General features: G+C 30.0%; 16 protein-coding genes and 1 pseudogene. 11 read left to right on the top strand and 6 right to left on the bottom strand.

Annotation, left to right across the window (positions count from 1 at the left end; genetic code table 11):
- Nucleotides 1–13: 13 nt before the first annotated feature.
- The 4 genes from IMX26_RS08510 (at nt 14) to IMX26_RS08495 (ending at nt 4977) form a co-directional block, all read left to right on the top strand.
- Nucleotides 14–472, top strand: coding sequence for a GNAT family N-acetyltransferase (locus IMX26_RS08510; protein WP_195161245.1), 459 nt, complete (start codon nt 14–16; stop codon nt 470–472).
- Nucleotides 473–679: 207 nt separating this feature from the next.
- Complete coding sequence (locus IMX26_RS08505; protein WP_195161244.1) at nt 680–1303, top strand: TetR/AcrR family transcriptional regulator; 624 nt, start codon at nt 680–682, stop codon at nt 1301–1303.
- Nucleotides 1304–1442: 139 nt separating this feature from the next.
- Complete coding sequence (locus tag IMX26_RS08500; protein WP_195161243.1) at nt 1443–3254, top strand: ABC transporter ATP-binding protein; 1812 nt, start codon at nt 1443–1445, stop codon at nt 3252–3254.
- Complete coding sequence (locus IMX26_RS08495) at nt 3247–4977, top strand: ABC transporter ATP-binding protein (RefSeq protein WP_195161242.1); 1731 nt, start codon at nt 3247–3249, stop codon at nt 4975–4977. Before IMX26_RS08500 ends, IMX26_RS08495 begins: the two co-directional genes overlap by 8 nt.
- A gap of 299 nt (nt 4978–5276) precedes the next feature.
- Here the strand turns inward: IMX26_RS08495 and IMX26_RS08490 are convergent.
- From IMX26_RS08490 to IMX26_RS08480, 3 genes and pseudogenes are all read right to left on the bottom strand, one after another.
- A pseudogene (locus IMX26_RS08490) lies at nt 5277–6164 on the bottom strand (IS4 family transposase); the annotation flags it as partial.
- Nucleotides 6165–6196: 32 nt separating this feature from the next.
- Nucleotides 6197–6583 carry a hypothetical protein gene (locus IMX26_RS08485; RefSeq protein ID WP_195161240.1) on the bottom strand — a complete coding sequence of 129 codons (387 nt, stop codon included), beginning with the start codon at nt 6581–6583 and terminating at the stop codon, nt 6197–6199.
- Between the two features lie 234 nt (nt 6584–6817).
- Complete coding sequence (locus tag IMX26_RS08480) at nt 6818–8548, bottom strand: ABC transporter ATP-binding protein (protein ID WP_195161239.1); 1731 nt, start codon at nt 8546–8548, stop codon at nt 6818–6820.
- 293 nt (nt 8549–8841) lie between these two features.
- Between IMX26_RS08480 and IMX26_RS08475 the strand changes: the two genes are divergently transcribed.
- The 3 genes from IMX26_RS08475 to IMX26_RS08465 all read left to right on the top strand — a co-directional run bounded on the left by IMX26_RS08475 (nt 8842) and on the right by IMX26_RS08465 (nt 10867).
- A complete protein-coding gene (locus tag IMX26_RS08475; protein ID WP_195161238.1) occupies nt 8842–9297 on the top strand; it encodes a DUF1893 domain-containing protein in 456 nt (151 codons plus the stop codon).
- Nucleotides 9298–9816 carry an ECF transporter S component gene (locus IMX26_RS08470; RefSeq protein WP_195161237.1) on the top strand — a complete coding sequence of 173 codons (519 nt, stop codon included), beginning with the start codon at nt 9298–9300 and terminating at the stop codon, nt 9814–9816.
- A gap of 94 nt (nt 9817–9910) precedes the next feature.
- Nucleotides 9911–10867: a phosphotransferase gene (locus IMX26_RS08465; RefSeq protein ID WP_195161236.1), complete on the top strand. Its 957-nt coding sequence runs from the start codon at nt 9911–9913 to the stop codon at nt 10865–10867.
- An 87-nt stretch (nt 10868–10954) separates the two neighbouring features.
- Here IMX26_RS08465 and IMX26_RS08460 read toward each other — a convergent pair whose 3' ends face one another.
- Together IMX26_RS08460 and IMX26_RS08455 are read right to left on the bottom strand one after the other, a co-directional pair.
- The gene (locus IMX26_RS08460) at nt 10955–11353 is read right to left on the bottom strand and encodes a carboxypeptidase-like regulatory domain-containing protein (protein WP_195161235.1); all 399 of its coding nucleotides are present in this window, start codon (nt 11351–11353) and stop codon (nt 10955–10957) included.
- Between the two features lie 3 nt (nt 11354–11356).
- Entirely contained in the window at nt 11357–12217 is an 861-nt protein-coding gene (locus IMX26_RS08455; protein WP_195161234.1) for a carboxypeptidase-like regulatory domain-containing protein, read from the bottom strand.
- 268 nt (nt 12218–12485) lie between these two features.
- On the opposite strand from IMX26_RS08455, the gene IMX26_RS08450 reads away from it, so the two are divergent.
- Nucleotides 12486–13421 carry a 4Fe-4S double cluster binding domain-containing protein gene (locus tag IMX26_RS08450; RefSeq protein WP_195161233.1) on the top strand — a complete coding sequence of 312 codons (936 nt, stop codon included), beginning with the start codon at nt 12486–12488 and terminating at the stop codon, nt 13419–13421.
- A gap of 257 nt (nt 13422–13678) precedes the next feature.
- Nucleotides 13679–15007 (top strand): L,D-transpeptidase family protein, encoded by a 1329-nt coding sequence (locus tag IMX26_RS08445; protein ID WP_195161232.1) that lies wholly within the window; start codon nt 13679–13681, stop codon nt 15005–15007.
- Nucleotides 15008–15026: 19 nt separating this feature from the next.
- On the opposite strand, the gene IMX26_RS08440 is transcribed toward IMX26_RS08445, so the two are convergent.
- On the bottom strand, nt 15027–15926 hold the full coding sequence (locus tag IMX26_RS08440; protein WP_195161231.1) for a 4Fe-4S double cluster binding domain-containing protein: 900 nt from the start codon (nt 15924–15926) through the stop codon (nt 15027–15029).
- A 140-nt stretch (nt 15927–16066) separates the two neighbouring features.
- On the opposite strand from IMX26_RS08440, the gene IMX26_RS08435 reads away from it, so the two are divergent.
- Both IMX26_RS08435 and IMX26_RS08430 read left to right on the top strand, forming a co-directional pair.
- Nucleotides 16067–16699, top strand: a complete 633-nt coding sequence (locus IMX26_RS08435; RefSeq protein ID WP_195161230.1) for a class I SAM-dependent methyltransferase — start codon at nt 16067–16069, stop codon at nt 16697–16699.
- A gap of 153 nt (nt 16700–16852) precedes the next feature.
- Nucleotides 16853–17329, top strand: a complete 477-nt coding sequence (locus IMX26_RS08430) for a GNAT family N-acetyltransferase (protein WP_195161229.1) — start codon at nt 16853–16855, stop codon at nt 17327–17329.
- Nucleotides 17330–17420: the final 91 nt, after the last annotated feature.

Here is a 17420-nt window from a genome sequence, read left to right as displayed (position 1 = left end):
AAAGGATAAGAATATGAATTACAGAAAAATAGAAGTTAATGAAAATGAAGCACCTATTTTAACTCAAATTGCCAAGTGGCATAATTTTACTCCCAAACAATGGATGCCAAAATATAAACCAACTAATGACGATATAGAAGCTACTATTACTCAAATTAATAAGACAGCAAAAGAAGATTTATTTATAGCTATTGCTGAAGATAATCAACAGCAAATTCAGGGCTTTATCTGGGCATACAAACAAGATAAACCTCAAGATAGTGTTATGATTTTATCTTTGTATGTTACTACACAGTACCGTAAGTGTGGTGTGGCAACAAAACTAAAAACCTTATTAGAAGAGTGGTGCAAACAAAAGGCCGTTAAAAGTATTCAAACAACTGTGCATTATACTAATAATAAAATGATAGAGCTAAATAAAAAACTGGGTTATGCGCCAGGTATGGTTTACATGACTAAAAAAATAGAGTAGTGTAGAAAAATATGTAAATTTCAATAGAATGCGATATGTATAATACTTAAAGTAGGGCTTTAGTGCCTTTACAAAGTAGTATTGACAAGCTGAAGAACAGCTAATTAAATTAATTAATAAAAAATAGAATTAGCTAGTTGAAAAAGTATTAATTCAGGTCTATAATAAATACCAGTGGAATTTATTACTCAGTATTAGGTAGATATTATGCAAGTAAAAAAAGAAGATATTAAAGAAAGAATTTTAGATTCAGCACGTAGTGAGTTTTTGGAACACGGTTATTCAGCAGCTTCGTTACGTGTTATAGCTCAAAAAGCAGGTTTAACAAAAGGAGCAGTTTATTCATATTTTAAAAATAAAGATGCTTTGTTTTGTGAGCTCACTTCTCCAGCTACAAGCTTTATAGAATGTGAATTTCAGCCTAATAAATGTGACTATTTATTTCAAAGAGAGGTTAATTCATATGAAATAACTGTTGATTGTTTTAGAAGGTGTGCATATAAAGTACTTAATAATTATGAAAGTTTTAAACTGCTATTATTTTGTTCTGCAGGATCAAGTTTGCAAAATTATAAAGAAAGCATAATTCAGGTTTATGCCCAAAACTTTTATAGATTATTGATGTTTATTACAAACACAGATTCATGTGCGCCGGTAAGGATCAATGAGATGTTTATACATACACTTGCTACTACTTATGTGAGTTTTTTAGAGGAAATTGTTTTACATGAACCTAAAAGGAAAGAAGTGGATGACTATGTAGAGCAAATTGCAATATTTATACATTATGGTCTTAAAAAACTATATTTGCATAAAATAAAACAAATATAGTTAAGTAGTTTAGGTATTTTTTTTCGCTGACAGTTAGGTATAACTAACAATGAAAACAAAAATCATTATCATAATAGGATTTAGTTCTATTATTTTATAGCAATTTAAAACTTATCTTGGAAATGGGAGGATAAACAGTATGCCTAAAGAAAAGAAAAAACATATTTTAACAAGGTTTACACCTTATATGGGCAACAAAAAAATGCTATTACCTTTGTCCTTAGTATTATCGGGAATATCAGCAATACTTAATATTATTCCTTTTGTATTGGTGTGGTATATAATACGCAATATCTTATCAACTGCATCACAGTCAATAAGTTTTGCAAATGTTAGCTCTTATGCGTGGCTTGCTTTTGCAAGTGCAGTGGCAGCAGTAGTTATCTACTTTTGTTCACTATTAAGCTCTCATCTTGCTGCTTTTAGAGTAGAGATTGGAATGCAAAAGATCGGTATGCAAAAAATATTGTCTATGCCACTTGGATTTTTTGATAAACATGCTAGTGGAAAATTAAGAAAGATTGTTAACGATGGGGCAGCAACAACTCATACTTTTTTAGCGCATCAGTTGCCTGATATGGCCGGTAGCCTTATTACCCCAATTATTCTGATATCTTTAATTCTTATTGTCGACTGGAGAATGGGTTTAGCATCTCTTATCCCTATTATCCTAGGATTTATTACAATGAGATTTATGGTAAATACTAAAGGCAAAAACTTTCAAAAAGCATACTACGATTCTTTAGAAGAAATGAGCTCTGAATCAGTAGAGTATATTCGTGGTATACCAGTAGTAAAAACATTCGGTCAAACTATTTTTTCATTTAAACGTTTTTACAACAGCATAATTAAATATAAAGAAATGGTTTATGCCTACACTGTTCTTTGGCAAAAACCGATGTCATTTTACACTATTATATTGCAGTCAACTGCATTTTTTTTAGTACCTATGGCTATCTTTTTAGTGGGAAGAGGAGATAATCTACCACTTGTACTTGCAGATTTTGTTTTTTACCTTCTTATAGCTCCAATTTTCACTACACTGTTAATGAAATCAATGCATTTTAGACAAAAAACATTAATTGCAGAACAAGCTATTGACAGATTAGATAATCTCTTAGCTTATCCTAGTATGAGTTATATAAACAATTCAAAAAAGATTAAAGATTATAGTCTAGAGTTTAAAGATGTAGTTTTTTCATATGAGGGTAGTGATAAACCTGCCATAAATAAAATTAGTTTTAAACTAAACGAAGGCCAAACAATAGCACTTGTTGGTGCTTCTGGCGGAGGAAAAACAACTATTGCTCGCCTAGCCACTAGATTTTGGGATGTAGACCAAGGAGAAGTGTTGTTGGGCGGCGTTAATGTTAAGGATATTTCAAAAAAAGAATTAATGGATAACATTTCGTTTGTTTTTCAGAGTACCAAGCTGTTTAAAGGTTCGTTAAGAGATAATATAATTTTTGGAAAAGAAAATGCAAGTGAAGAACAGATTAATAAGGCAATTGATTTTTCTCAGTCAAGAAACATAGTGGATGCCTTGCCAGATGGCTTAAATACAATAATTGGCTCTAAAGGAACTTATTTATCTGGTGGAGAACAGCAACGAATTGCCCTTGCTAGAGCAATTGTTAAAAATGCTCCTATAGTACTTTTAGATGAAGCAACTGCTTTTACTGATCCTGAAAATGAACATTTAATTCAAAAAGCTCTTAAAGAGCTCAGTAGAGGTAAAACAACTCTTATGATTGCCCATAGGCTTACAAGTGTGCAAAATGTTGATAAAATTTTAGTAATAAATAACGGAAAAATTGCTGAAGCAGGAACCCATGAAGAGTTGTTAAGTAAAGGCGGCATTTATAAAAAAATGTGGCATGAATATCAAAAGTCTGTAGATTGGAAAATAGTTTCTAAAAGTGCTACCAGCAAAGGAGGACAAAATGCTTAATTTCTTTCAAAATAAATATGCTTTGTCTAAAAAAGGTGCAAAAGACCTTATGCACTCAATTATTTGGAGTGTATTAATGGATCTTAGCTTTATGATTCCAATAGTCCTTAGCTTTAAATTTTTAGAGCAGCACCTAGGTTTACTATTAAATGCAACTAGTAAAAGCGGCAGTATACTTTACTATGTTATTATGGCTATAGCGTTTTTTATTGTAATGTACATTATCGCATATTTTCAGTATAATTCTTCTTATACAAAAATATATGAAGAGAGTGCTCGAAAACGAATTAGTTTAGCTGAAACACTAAGAAAACTACCTTTAGCTTTTTTTGGCAAAAAAGATATTGCTGATTTAAGTTCAACCATAATGGAGGATGCTACTCAAATAGAGTTGCTTTTTTCTCATTCTATACCGCAAATTTATGCAGCTGGAATTACTGTTTTTATGATGGCAGTTATGATGTTTTCTTACAATTGGAGAATGTCTCTTGCTGTATTTTGGGTAGTACCAGTTGCAGCTTTAGTGTTTTATTTATCTACTAAGTTCCAAAGCAATGTTCATGCAAAGTTATACAATGTAAAAAGAGATATTTCGGATAAAATTCAAGAGGGTCTTGATTTAGCTCATGAAATAAAATCTTATAATAGAGAAGATGCTTTTTCAGATACCTTAAACTCAAAGTTAAATAATCTCGAAAAAACCATGATTAAAGGTGAGCTTTTATTAGGGGCATGTATAAACCTATCGTATGTATTTTTGAAACTTGGGCTTCCAAGTGTTATTTTATACGGAGCACATTTATTGTCAACAGGTTCCATAAGTATCTTTACTTATCTGGTTTTTTTAGTGATAACATCACGTATTTATAGCCCGATAATTGATGCTATGGATAATTTAGCACTGCTTATATTTTTAAATGTACGTATAAAACGTATGAAAGATATGGATGAAATGCCAAGGCAAGAAGGTAAACTTGAGTTTTATCCTCAAAACTACGATATTGAGTTTAAAAACGTTGACTTTTCATATCAAGATGGCGTACAAACACTAAAAAATGTTAGCTTTACTGCAAAACAAGGTGATGTAACCGCGCTTGTAGGCCCTTCTGGGGGAGGGAAAAGTACAGTTGCAAAGTTATCTGCAAGATTTTGGGATGTAAATAAAGGTGTTATTACTTTGGGTGGAGAAGATATTTCGCTTGTTGATCCAGAGGTTCTTTTAAACAATTATTCAATAGTTTTTCAAGATGTTACTTTGTTTAATTCAAGTGTTATGGAAAATATTCGCCTTGGAAAAAAAGATGCCTCAGATTCAGAGGTAATAAAGGCAGCTAAACTAGCTCAATGTGATGATTTTATCAACAAACTACCTTTAGGATATGATACCTTAATTGGTGAAAATGGAACAAAATTATCTGGCGGTGAAAGACAGCGTATATCTATTGCTAGAGCAATACTTAAAGATGCACCAATTATATTGCTTGATGAAGCTACAGCATCTCTTGATACCGAAAATGAGACTAAAATACAAAGTGCTCTTAGTGAGCTTATAAAAAATAAAACCGTATTAATTATAGCACATCGTATGAGAACAGTTTCTGGAGCAGATAAAATAGTTGTTATTAAAGATGGAACTATAGCAGAAACAGGTACTCCTCAAGCCTTAAAAGAATCACAAGGAATCTTTGCTTCTATGTTAAAAAAACAGTATCAAAATAATTAGTATTCTGTATTAACATAATTACACATTTTACTAAAGCAAATTAATAACTAAAGGGGTCTACAAAATTAATTGTAGACCCCTCTTATTTTCACACTAACTATTTCTGTAACAGTTTTCGCATTATTTAATCAACAACAAGGTAATGAACGGCACGGAGGCACGCAATGTCATTAAGTTTGTAAAAAGGTTAGGTAAAGATGCGAAAAGAATAATGAATGATAGTGTCGATTAAATAATTAAAGGTATGCTAATGAGACAGATTTAAAATCTGTCTAAAATATTTTGACCATTTACAATAATTAAGCTATCCTATAAATGAAACTTATAAAAGATTTTTTCTTAACATTACGAGAAAACTTGCGGTCTAAACGTATTGGTTGAACATATCTTTTTATAAGTGTTTCAACATCAGGTGGATTCTCATCTTTCCAAGAGAAAAAGCGCTTGCAAATGTATATAGCTTGAGTAAAATTGATTTGATAATAGTGTTTATTGCTAAGCTTCTGTTTTATTATTGTGTGGAGAGTAATGATAGCACAGAAATTATACATAGTAAGTCTAGCAAAAATTTCTTGGATGATGGAATCCATCTTTTTAGCATGGAAAGCAGTTAATCCAATAGAATATTTTAGTTCACGAAAAGAAGTTTCAATACCCCAACGCATATGATAAAGCATTTTAATCTTAGACTTGGGAAACTCATCGGTCGGAAGATTGGTAATGAAACTATGATACACATCTTTTTCAATTTGCACTCGAACAACCCTAAAGGAAAAAGGATAGAAGTGACATTTATCTTCATCAAAGTAGCTAAAGCTAGAGGTATGATGTATATATTTATATAGCTTTGAATTGGCTCTAACTTTTGATAATTTTCTAGTTAGTATTAAATTAAACTCAACGTCAAATTCATCAGAAGATGGTAATTTTAAGCCCTTGAGTATGCCATTACTTGTAGGACCTTTGACTCTAGCAAGGTATTTCCACCCTTTTCTATCCATATGGGCGATATTATTATAACTTTCTAAGCCACGATCAACGATGCATAAGACCCTTTTTATCTGTGAGCGGTCAATCATGCTAATTAAAGCCTTATGCTCATCATATATACCAATAGGTTGTATAATTGCATCTAAATACATCTTATTTTTAAGATCATACATAGTATTAAGATGCAACAAATTATAGCCTCTAGAAGTTACTTTTGTCTGACAATATGTTAAAGGGTTTTTGGGTTATGATGAATATGCAAATCTGAGCCATCGAAGGCCAATAAACGATATCCATCATAGGTTTTTAAGTTATTGAAAGATTGTGTAAATACATTAAAAATATGTTCCAAAGCTTTTGGTAATACCTTATTACGTTGTTGAACAAAGGCAGAAGAAGTGGGAGTATTAGTGTTAAAGGAATAGTAGTTTAATAACTCTGAATTTAAATTACTTCCCCCCATAGATATTAGCAGGTTTAATACTGTTTCAAAAGAAATCTTTCTTTTACGAGTAAAATCCGATTTAGGATTTCTGACATACTGGTCTTTATTTAGTGACATTCCATTAATAATTGATGTTAGTTTGCTCTTAATAAAACAAGGGTAGTTAGACATAGGGCGCCTCCTTAAAAATATTTCATCTAAAGGGCTGCGCCACATTTTTTGAACTATTTGCCAAGGATTCTTGCAAAAAAAAAGAAGTTTTTATTAAAACCTCTCTCATAATCTATTAGTATTTTAATTTATTTCTTAACTTAATGACATTGCGGAGGCACGTTCACTACGAGGGTAGGTTGAAAAATGAATACCTCCGTTTTTGTTGTTACCTGAACACCCACTACTTCATTATTACTCACCACCACTCAGCAAATACTGTTGCCACAGTAAATTAAAATAACCATTTAGTTTAATTAACTCTTTTAAACTACCTTGCTCAACAATTCTGCCGTTATCCATTACAATTATTTCATCAAACATGTTTAGTAAGTGTAAACGATGAAGAGTAAAAATAACACAGTTATTGTTAAAGTGTTTTAGAATTTGTTGGATAATCAGCTTTTCATTATGAGCATCTATATTACTGGTTACTTCGTCTAGTAGTAATATTTGTTTATTTTTAGCAAAAAACAAAGCTCTGGCTAAAGCAATACGCTGTTTTTCACCACCAGATAAGTTTAAACCCTTTTCTGCTAAACTGGTATTTAAACCTTTAGGTAACTTATTAATAACCTCTTGCAATTGAGCTATTTTAATAATTTGCTTTAATTCTTTATTGTTAGTCTGTAATGCAAAAGTTATGTTATATAAAACGGTGTTTTCGAATAACTCTGCATCTTGTGATGTTAAAATAGTGTTGGTAGTTATATTACTTATTAGAGCTTCTTTGTTATCTATTTGCAAATTAACTTTTAAAGGTTTATAAAATCCTGCTAGTACTTGCAAAAGAGTACTTTTACCCGAACCACTTTTTCCTACAATTGCTACTTTGCTTGTTTTGTTTAGAGTTATGTTAACATCTTTAAGAGCAGGTTTAGCATTATAGCTAAAGTTTAGTTTATTAATTTTTAGCTTATGCCATTCAACTAAGCCATTATTTGCTTGTTTTTCACTGGTCTTTTTTGCAGTATCCTCAATGTCTTTTACTGATAATAAAGCAGTTTTCCAGCGTAGAGTGTCGTAAAAACTACAGGCAAAGTCAAAAAAGCTTTTGCTTAATTGTCGGTAGTAATTAACTATCATAACCAAGCTTCCCACCATAATTGGCACCTTATAAATTTTATGGCTCCATAAAAAATAAGCAATAATAATAAGCTCCGTAACTATTAAGCCAAAGCCCATTATAAAACAACGTGGTTGATTAATTTTAAATTCGTTTAAACACTCTTGATAATAGTTTTGGAATTTACTATTAAGTTCAGCTGCTGTTGTTTTTAGCAATTTAAGTGATACTATTGTTTTTATATTACTGATAAAATCAACCAACTTAGCACTATAGAGGTGTTGTTTTTCTGTTTGTCTATACATAATCTTTTGAATAGCTTTATTCATAGCCTCAATTATAACTAAATTAATAGCTGTTAAGATTAAGCTAATTACAGCTATTTGCCAAGACAAAGTAAATAAAATAACTATAGGACCTACAGATAATATTAAATACTTTAAATAAACCTCTTGCTCATAACAAAAGTTTCTTAAAGCAAGTGCAGCAACATTAATTCTACTAACTGTGTCTCCTGTATGGTGATTTACATGCCATTGTAGAGGCAGATTATATACTTTTTTATACATAGTTTTAATAAAACGCTGTTGGTTTTTAAGAGCAACAGTTACCACAAAGTATTGACCAATTCTATGAAATACTTCAAACTGAAAAAAGCCTGCTAAATACAATAATAACCACATAATGGTGGGTTTTAAATTATTAACACCATAAATTTGTAAAGCATTAATAGCCCTACCAAAGGCATAAGGTTTTAATAACTCTCCGCCGATAGAAAGGCCGTGCAATATATAGTAGGTAATTACCTTCCATTTATCCTTACCAGAATAATTCCACGCTGTTTTAAGTAAATATATCATGTTAGCTCCTCCTTTTTTTTGTTCTTTAAAGAACTCAAAGGGTGGAGCTCGGGCACTAGGTAAACAATTGTTTAATCTAACATTAAGTCAATGTTATAATTTATTAAATAGCTTTTTCATAAACCTTACCTCATTTTTTAATTGATATTAGTATAACATAAACATGTATTGACTTCTAAAATTTAATGCATGGATATTGAAAAGTATAATTATTGCTTTTATATAACAAAACTGTTGAGCTTTTTAAGCATCTTGTTATAATAAATGTATTATTGTTTAGTTAGGGGAATAAAATGAACAAACAGTTAACTGATTTAGAAATAGCAAAAGATTTATTGTATCAAGAAAATTTAACTATCTGTATAGTTAAAAATGGTTCAGTAATTCACAAAAGTAATCAAAAAGGAATTTACCCTATGTATGAGGCAATTACTGAAAAATATCAGCAATTAGGGGGAGCTTCGGTGGCCGATAGAGTAATAGGCAGGGCTGCTGCTATGCTAAATGTATACGCAAATACTCAAGATGTGTTTTCGGAAATAGTATCAAAAAGCGCTGAAACAATATTACATAATAATGAAATTAATTTATCTTATAATCAATCGGTACCCTATATTAAAAATAGAAGCCAAGATGATTTATGCCCTATCGAAAAAATATCCTCTAAGGTAGCTGATACTGATTATGTAATTTTAATGAGCAAAATAAAAGAGTTTTTAATCTCTGTAAAGATTCTACAGGAGAACTAAATGAAAAGAACTACAACCTCTCAGCTTGTAACCGCATCACTTTTGTTGGCTATAGGTATATTGGTACCTATGATTTTTCATGTTTTTGGAGTAGCTGGTCAAACCTTTTTACCTATGCATATCCCTATTATCATAGGGGGATATATTTTGGCTCCTCAGTTGGCGTTTATTTTAGGTTTACTAACACCTTTACTTAGCAGTTTTTTAACATCAATGCCAGTATTGTTTCCCATAGCAATTATTATGATGGTGGAATTATCGTGTTATGGCATAACAATTTCTGTGTTAACTAAAGTATTTAAACAAAACACTATGGTAACTCTTATTATAGCTATGGTAGTTGGTAGAATAATGGCAGGTTTAACAGTGTATTGTTTAGTTCTGTTGTTCAACATAAAAATGAACCCTTTACTGTATGTTAAAGCGGCCCTTATTACAGGATTACCTGGTATAATTATTCAGCTTATTTTAATACCAGTATTATTACAGGCCCTAAAGAAGATTAAAATACTTAAGTAAATTAAAATAAAAATAATCTTGTTTGTTTCTATATAATTTAAAATATTTGTGAGCAGTAAAATAGTGTTAATATTACTTTAAGGAGGTGAGTATAATGACAAAACCTTATCTGAACCTTGTTGAAAAGGCCTTAAACTATTACAACATAACCGTTGAATCATATGACTATTTAACAGAAGCAACAAATATATTTTATAAAGTAATTACTAAAGATCAAAAAAAATATGTTCTAAAAATTTTTCAAGAAGAATCTAGCTCTTTACAAGATAACCTAGCTGAGCAGTTGTTACTAACTATAATTGCTGATAAAACAGATCTTTCAGTTCCTGAAATAGTTTTAGCTAAAGATGGTAGGGGTATTTTACAAATAGCTTATGCAGAAGAGGCTGTGTTAAAACGAGTAGCTCTTTATAAATGGGTAGCTGGTGAAGAGTATAAAGGCAGAGAGTCTTATGATGCTTTTACTAAGATTGGCGAAATTACAGCAAAACTACATAAAGCCACCCTCGGAGCTGTTATTCCTCCTTATATTAAGCCTAAAAAGTGGGATAAGGTATTTTATTATCAAGATGAAATAGCGGTATATAAACAAGAAAAGTATAGTGATATAATTAATGATGAATACATACAAATTATGGATAGGGTTATACCCATATTAAATACCCAGTTAAAAAAGTTATATCAAAATAGTAAACCTCAATTAATCCACGGAGATATTAACCCTTGGAATATTAGAATTCATAATGGAGAAGTATTTTTACTAGATTTTGAAGAAGCAATGTTAGCCTTACCTATTCATGATATAGCAATTCATTTATTTTATTATAAATATAATACTGATTTAAACTATTCATTTGTAAAAGAATCATTTATAAAAGGTTACAATAAGGTACTGTCTTTACCAAAGATAAATGAAGATATTATAGAGATGCTCATGACAGCAAGAAGAGTTAATTTTTTAAACTATATCTTAACCGTTAGTGATAATCCTAAAGAGTATATTAGGGTTAATATTCCGCGAGTTAAGGATTTTTTACAAAAGTATGATTAAAAAATACCATAATATTTTCATGCTTCATCCAAAAGTGGTGGACATTAAACCCACCACTTCACGTGTAAGCTAGTCTAATGTTTCTAATCAAAATATACAACGTAGAGCATGCCATTTTCTACGACATAAATAGAAACAAATTTTTATGTTTTCTGATTTAGTAACCTTAATAAATTTTACCTTTGAACGTTTATATTTATAATGTGTTGCAAATATTTTATATAGGCCAGCAGGCAGCTTACTAGTTATACGGTAATAGCCCTTATAGTTTGTTATAGCTTTACAAACTTTATTGCCTTTACAATCATACAAGTATACTCTTGCTCTTGGTAACCGTCTTGAGTAGCTTCTAACACAGCCTTTGATATTAATAATGTATACAGGTATAGGATTAATTCTTTCGAGCTGTAAGTCAACTCTAGCTTCACCTAATGAAGGCATAGTTATGATAGGGCTGTGTGCAATTTTATAGACATTACTAATCATTGTTTATATCTCAACTTGTAGAGTTGCTTTTACTTTATATTGTCCAGGCTGAATACTACCAAATAAATATTGACCTTCTAAATTAGTATGCATTACTCTAATTAAATACTCATCTTCACCTACTATTTCATATAAGGCTACGTCACAATCTGCAATTACATTACCAGTACTTTTATCAGTAATTACACCACATATTATACCCGTATTAGAGTTTGGATCTTCTGTTAATGTTAAGTCTATTTTGGAATACTCTTTGTCTGATAGCTCTAAATCAGCAGAATGGTTGCTGAAAAATCCTTCTTTAGAAGCTTTTGTATAGTAAGTTCCATCATTAAGTTGAGTGAAAAAATATTGACCTGAATCATTAGTTTTAGAATATCCCTTGTACTCTTCAACACCACTAACACGCTCAAATAATTGAACAAAAACATCTTCAATGGCTTTATTTCCTTGACTATTATGCACAATCCCAAATATTACATTTAAATTTGCATAAGGATCACTTACTAAAATTAGATTTACTGTTGAGGTTCTATTTGCATTTACTGAAACAGTAATTGCAGATGGTAATAAATAATCATCTTTTTTAGCAGTTATAAGGTATGAACCCACAGGAATATTATTAAAGGAATAACTTCCTTTTGGATTAGTTTTAGAATGTTTAAAAGTTGATAAATCAGTTAAACATAATTTAACAGTGGCATCTTTAATTGGATTTCCCTGTAAATCCGAAACTGTTCCTAAAACAGTTCCACCAGTTGCCCCACCGTTTAATTCTAATGCCAAGCTTATATTATTTTCTTCTCTTCCAGTAATATCAACGGTTTCACTAGCTTTAATTTTATATATATCTACTAAAGGCATTTGTATACATTCCTTTCTATACGATAACTTGTACATAATATTGTATGTAAACTAACTAAGAAGTTTACAAAATTGCTTTTATTAACTTATAATAATAGTAAATTATATTATTTTTTGCATTAGAAGTAATGAATAAGCAATTTAGAACTAGTATAATTACAACAAGCAAAAAATACCTACTCTAAGAGAGATATTTTATTAGCAGATGCTTTAGCTATAAGATATGGATTGCAGAAAATAATTAGTTTTTATATATGAGGTGGTAAATTTGATTAATTTATTAAAACAAGAGGTTATTAAACAAGGTGACAAAGCGAGCATACTAGCTGTAAACAGGCTTAAAGATTTAAAGCAAGATATTGATAGATTTAAAGAGCAAAACAAACTAAATAAATTCCAAAAATACATAGTCAATAATATTTATAACTTCGATGTACCTACAGTGGATTTTAATGTGCAATCAATTATAATAATAGCAGTGCCAAGGCCCATGTATGCTAATGTTGAGTTTATATACCAAGGTAAAAGTTATAAACTAAAAAGCTTAGTTATATCTAATATGAACAATGAAAATGCCTTTATAGAAACTGAAAAATACTTAACTAATTTACTTTCACCACAGGGTTACCATATTAAACTGGCACCTAATCTACCTTATAAACGGGTAGCTGCCCGAAGTGGATTAGCCACTTATGGCAGAAATAATATTTGTTATGTAGCTGGAATGGGTAGTTCATTAACCTTAGTGGCTTATTATAGTGATGTTCCTTGTTTAAAAGACGATTGGACTATAGTTAAAAAATCTCCTAGCTGTACTAATTGCAAAGCTTGTATTAATAGTTGCCCTACAAATGCCATTAAGGAACATAAGTTTTTAATTGATAACGATAAATGTTTGTCTTACTTTAATGAAAGTCCTCGAGAATTTCCTGAATGGATACCACTATCCGCACATCACTGTATTTATGATTGTTTAAAATGTCAAATTATTTGTCCAATGAATAAAAATTATATTAACAATATTATAGGTCCAATAAAATTTACAGAACAAGAAACAGAAATAATACTATCTCAAGTAAATTATCAAGAATTTGATTCTCAGCTACGGAGAAAAGTTGATATTTTAGGTATGAAGGATTGGCTTAAAGCTATTCCGAGAAATCTATTAGTTTTGTTTAAAGCCTACGATAGAATATGCAAATGAGTAATGGTTGATATTTGTGTTTAATAACAATATTTATCATACAAGCTTAGTTATTTTTCTTTTGTGCTCAAACTAATTATTAAAATGATAAATTATATATAACTACTACAACAAAACTCTTAAATGCTTTTTTTTATCTCTATTTTTTAATACTAATCCTAGTTGCTTAGTTCATGACATTTATTTTTGAGTATTAATACATAATTATGTAACTGCTTGAAAAAAATAAACAAGAGAATTAAGAAGGTAGGGTTAAGATGAATAGAAAATTAATTTTAGGATTATTAATTATTGCTGTTATAGTTACGTCTGGATATTTTTATTTTAGAAAAATTAATTCTGTGCCAAAACAACAACAAGTAGAAATAGACGAAGATATAAATGGTTATAGCTTAGTAGATGATATGAGACTAACCCAAATTGTATTACAAAATGAAGCCCATAGAGCTTACTGTGTAGGTCAAAATAAAAAAATAGAACTGTTTGCCAACTTATTTAATAGTAGCTCAGTTACTGTGCTTAAAGACTATAAAAGTAGACTTCCTAATAATATTAATAATGATATTAAGTATTTTCAATATAATTTGGCCTTTGATTATTTTTTAATAACTGCGGATGAAGCAAGTTTAAAAGAAAAACCCAAAGTTAATTCTCCTGTTTTAGCAACAATAGCTACCCTAGAAAAAATAACCTTATTACAAAAAGTACAAGCAGAGCAACAAGAAGGCTCAAATATTTGGTATAGAGTAGTACTAGAAAACAATAATGAAATTAAAGAAGGCTATATTCATAGTTCACAAGGCACTCCTCGTAAATTTCAATTTAATAAAATGCAAGCCGAAGTAGCTGATTTGCAAAAATTACTAAGAGAAGGTGAACTGCATTTTATACGAAACTATAAAAACTACAATGGCGCTTCACCTCGTATAAATAATGAAAATGTAGACGAGTATGGCTTTAGACATACCCATAGCGCTCCTGCTTATTTACAAGCAGATATAAATAGTAGTTTTAGATATATTCCCGATGGTATTTTAGTACGAGTTTTAGAGGAGATTAATGATTTTTATTATGTTAATGTGCCAACCTTTGAGGGCAATTATTATGTGCCAAAACAGTATATTAATTTAAATGAAAGTTTAAAACAGCTCAAAAAAGTAATTGTTGTAGATAGAAGTCAGCAAAACGAAGCTACCTTTGAAGTAGACAATGAGCAACTAAATCTTATATCTTATACAATAGCAACAACTGGAGTTAAAGCAGACTATTCATTTGTAACAACTTTAGGTATGTATAAAACACTCGAAAAAAAAGATAGGTTTCAATACTTAAAAAAAGGCACAAGTGAAATAGCTGGTTATGCTCCTTATGCAATACGCTTTACCGGTGGGGCTTACACCCATGGAGTGCCTGTAAATTACATAGTAGAAAATGGTGAGCAAAAAGACCCCGGTCATATAGAATACCTGCAAACTATTGGTACCTTTCCTCGCTCAAGTATGTGTGTACGTAACTTTACAAGTCATGCTCAGTTTATGTACGATTGGATTGATATAGAAAACGGAGCAGTGATAGTTATTGAATAACATAAGCTATTGAGATAACTTACACTGCATTATATAGTAGAGCTTTTAAGTTTCTAGGTATACTTTCATAAAACCATTTCATGTTAAGTATATCTACCTTATCTTTTAAGGTTGTTGGCAGTTTATCTATAGGTACACCTTTAAGTAACAACTCTGTTTCCATTTCATTAAATTCTACTGTACTATTTACAGCCTTTAAAACAGCTTTATTATATGGGCACGCTTTTTGGCAAATTAAACAGTCTACTATGCTTAGGTGTGACTCTTTAGGAATAAAATCTGGAAAAGGCTCTGTGCCCATTTCATTAAAATTTGATATACAATAATCTGGGTTTATTAAAAATCGGTCTTTTATAATAGCTGATGTAGGGCAAGCACTTATACAGGCCTTACATTTTTGGCATAAATCCATGTTTTTTACAGCTCGCCATACATAGTTTTTAGGGGGTTCAAGATCACTAAAAAATGAAGCGTGCTCAAAAAAACTTCCCCAACCTTTAACGTAGGTTATATTGTTGCGACCATATTCGCAAATGCCCGCTTTCACTGCTAAACGTTTTGAAGGTAACCAAAACTTATAGCTTAGTTTATAACCATAACTTTTAAATACCTTGGTGCAAGAATCTTTTAACTTAGTGTTAAATAAACTTAAATAATCAGTAATTTTTTTACCATGATAATTGAAAACAATTTGCTTTATGTCATGTTTTTTGGCAGTCAAAACAATAGACTTTGGTTTAAAGCTTAAAGATGAATAATCTAAAACGTACATTTCATTAATTATCCAGTTTTGAAGTTTGCCAATATTATTATTATCTTTTAATTCGTTTATTTCTCTCGCTACCTCCTGTAAACACTCAATGGGTATTATCGCAATTTTATAATTTAAGCTTTGTATGTCTCTTAAAATGCTTTTCATTATTACATTTCCTTTTATAATATTTTATGATAATATGTTTATGTAAACGCAAACTATTAGTTTATTTGTTTAATATAATACTAACACATTGTTTAAGTATAATGCAAAGGTTTAACTAATATTTATTTAAAGAGGTAACTATGAAAAACCAACAACAAGTATGGAATGAAGTGTTTAAAAACATACCACTAAAAACCCCTAAAACAGATGATTGGCTTGAAAAGTACATGTTTATTTTAAAAAAGCATAAACACAAACTAATAGTAGATTTAGGTTGTGGTTTTGGAAATGATAGTTATTACTTATCTCAAAGAGGGTTTAAAACATTGGCATGCGATTTTTCTCAAGAAGCCCTTAATAGAATAAATACATTTATGGAAAAAGCCAATGTAAAGTTAGTAGATATGCAACAGCCATTGCCATTTCAAGATGGGTCAGTAGCTATTATTATTAGTGACTTATCTTTACATTATTTTAGTGAAAAAACAACCCATGCTATTTTAAAAGAACTTAAAAGGGTTTTAATAAAGGATGGAGCAGTAATTTGTAGAGTAAATTCACTTAAAGAATTAGAGAAGAATCTAAAGAACTCTGTAGGTAAAAAAATAGAAGATAATTATTATTTAATTGCTAATAAATTAAAACGCTATTTTAATAAAGACGATGTACATAAATATTTTGCAGATTTTAATATTGGAGAAATTTATAGCTACATTATGCCAAGATACAACTTCGATAAACAGGTATTAGATTTTATAGCTCTTAAAAAGTAATAAAAGTAAACACTGTTAGGTGTTTTTTTCTTTTTAAAGTAATTTAGAGTTGACTTGTAAACATATTTTAATATATAAGTAAATAATAGTATAATAATATTAAATCAAAGATAAAATCGAAAGTAAAAATTATATTGATTAGGGGGTTGGTTTATGAATCAAATATCACTAGAAAATAGAGAATTACAACACGTAAAAAAATTTTATCAAGAATCAAAAGATCCACATTTGCAAATCCTATTTCCATTTCAAAAAATCACTTTAGAGCAAACAATAGAGCAATATGAAAATTCATTATTACCTAATGCCACAAGCTTTGGTAAAACAATTTATGTTAACAATAGTTACATAGGTGATGTTTGGTGTTATGGTATTGATCAAGTAGCAAAAAACTGCTTTTTAAGCATAGTTATATTTAATAAAAACTACTGGGGTAAGGGCATAGGGGCACAGGTGTTAAGGGACTTTATAGAACTAATTAAAGATAAATACAGCCTAATTAAAATAAGTGCCTTTACATTTAAAGCCAACATATGCTCAAGTAAAATGTTAAAAAAAGTAGGGTTTAAATGTATAGAAGAGTTTGAAGAAGAGGGAACTAAATCATTGTATTTTGAGTTAAAAATCTAACTAAGGAAGAGACACCTTGGTTAGATTTTTATATTATTGTATATTTCACAAAATACAAGGAAATAACCATACTATACAGAATATTATTATG

The sequence above is a fragment of the Clostridium sp. 'deep sea' genome, from assembly GCF_014931565.1.
Classification (GTDB): Bacteria; Bacillota; UBA994; order PWPR01; family PWPR01.
Note: the sequence above shows the minus strand (reverse complement) of the source record. Positions and strands in the feature narration are given on the sequence as shown.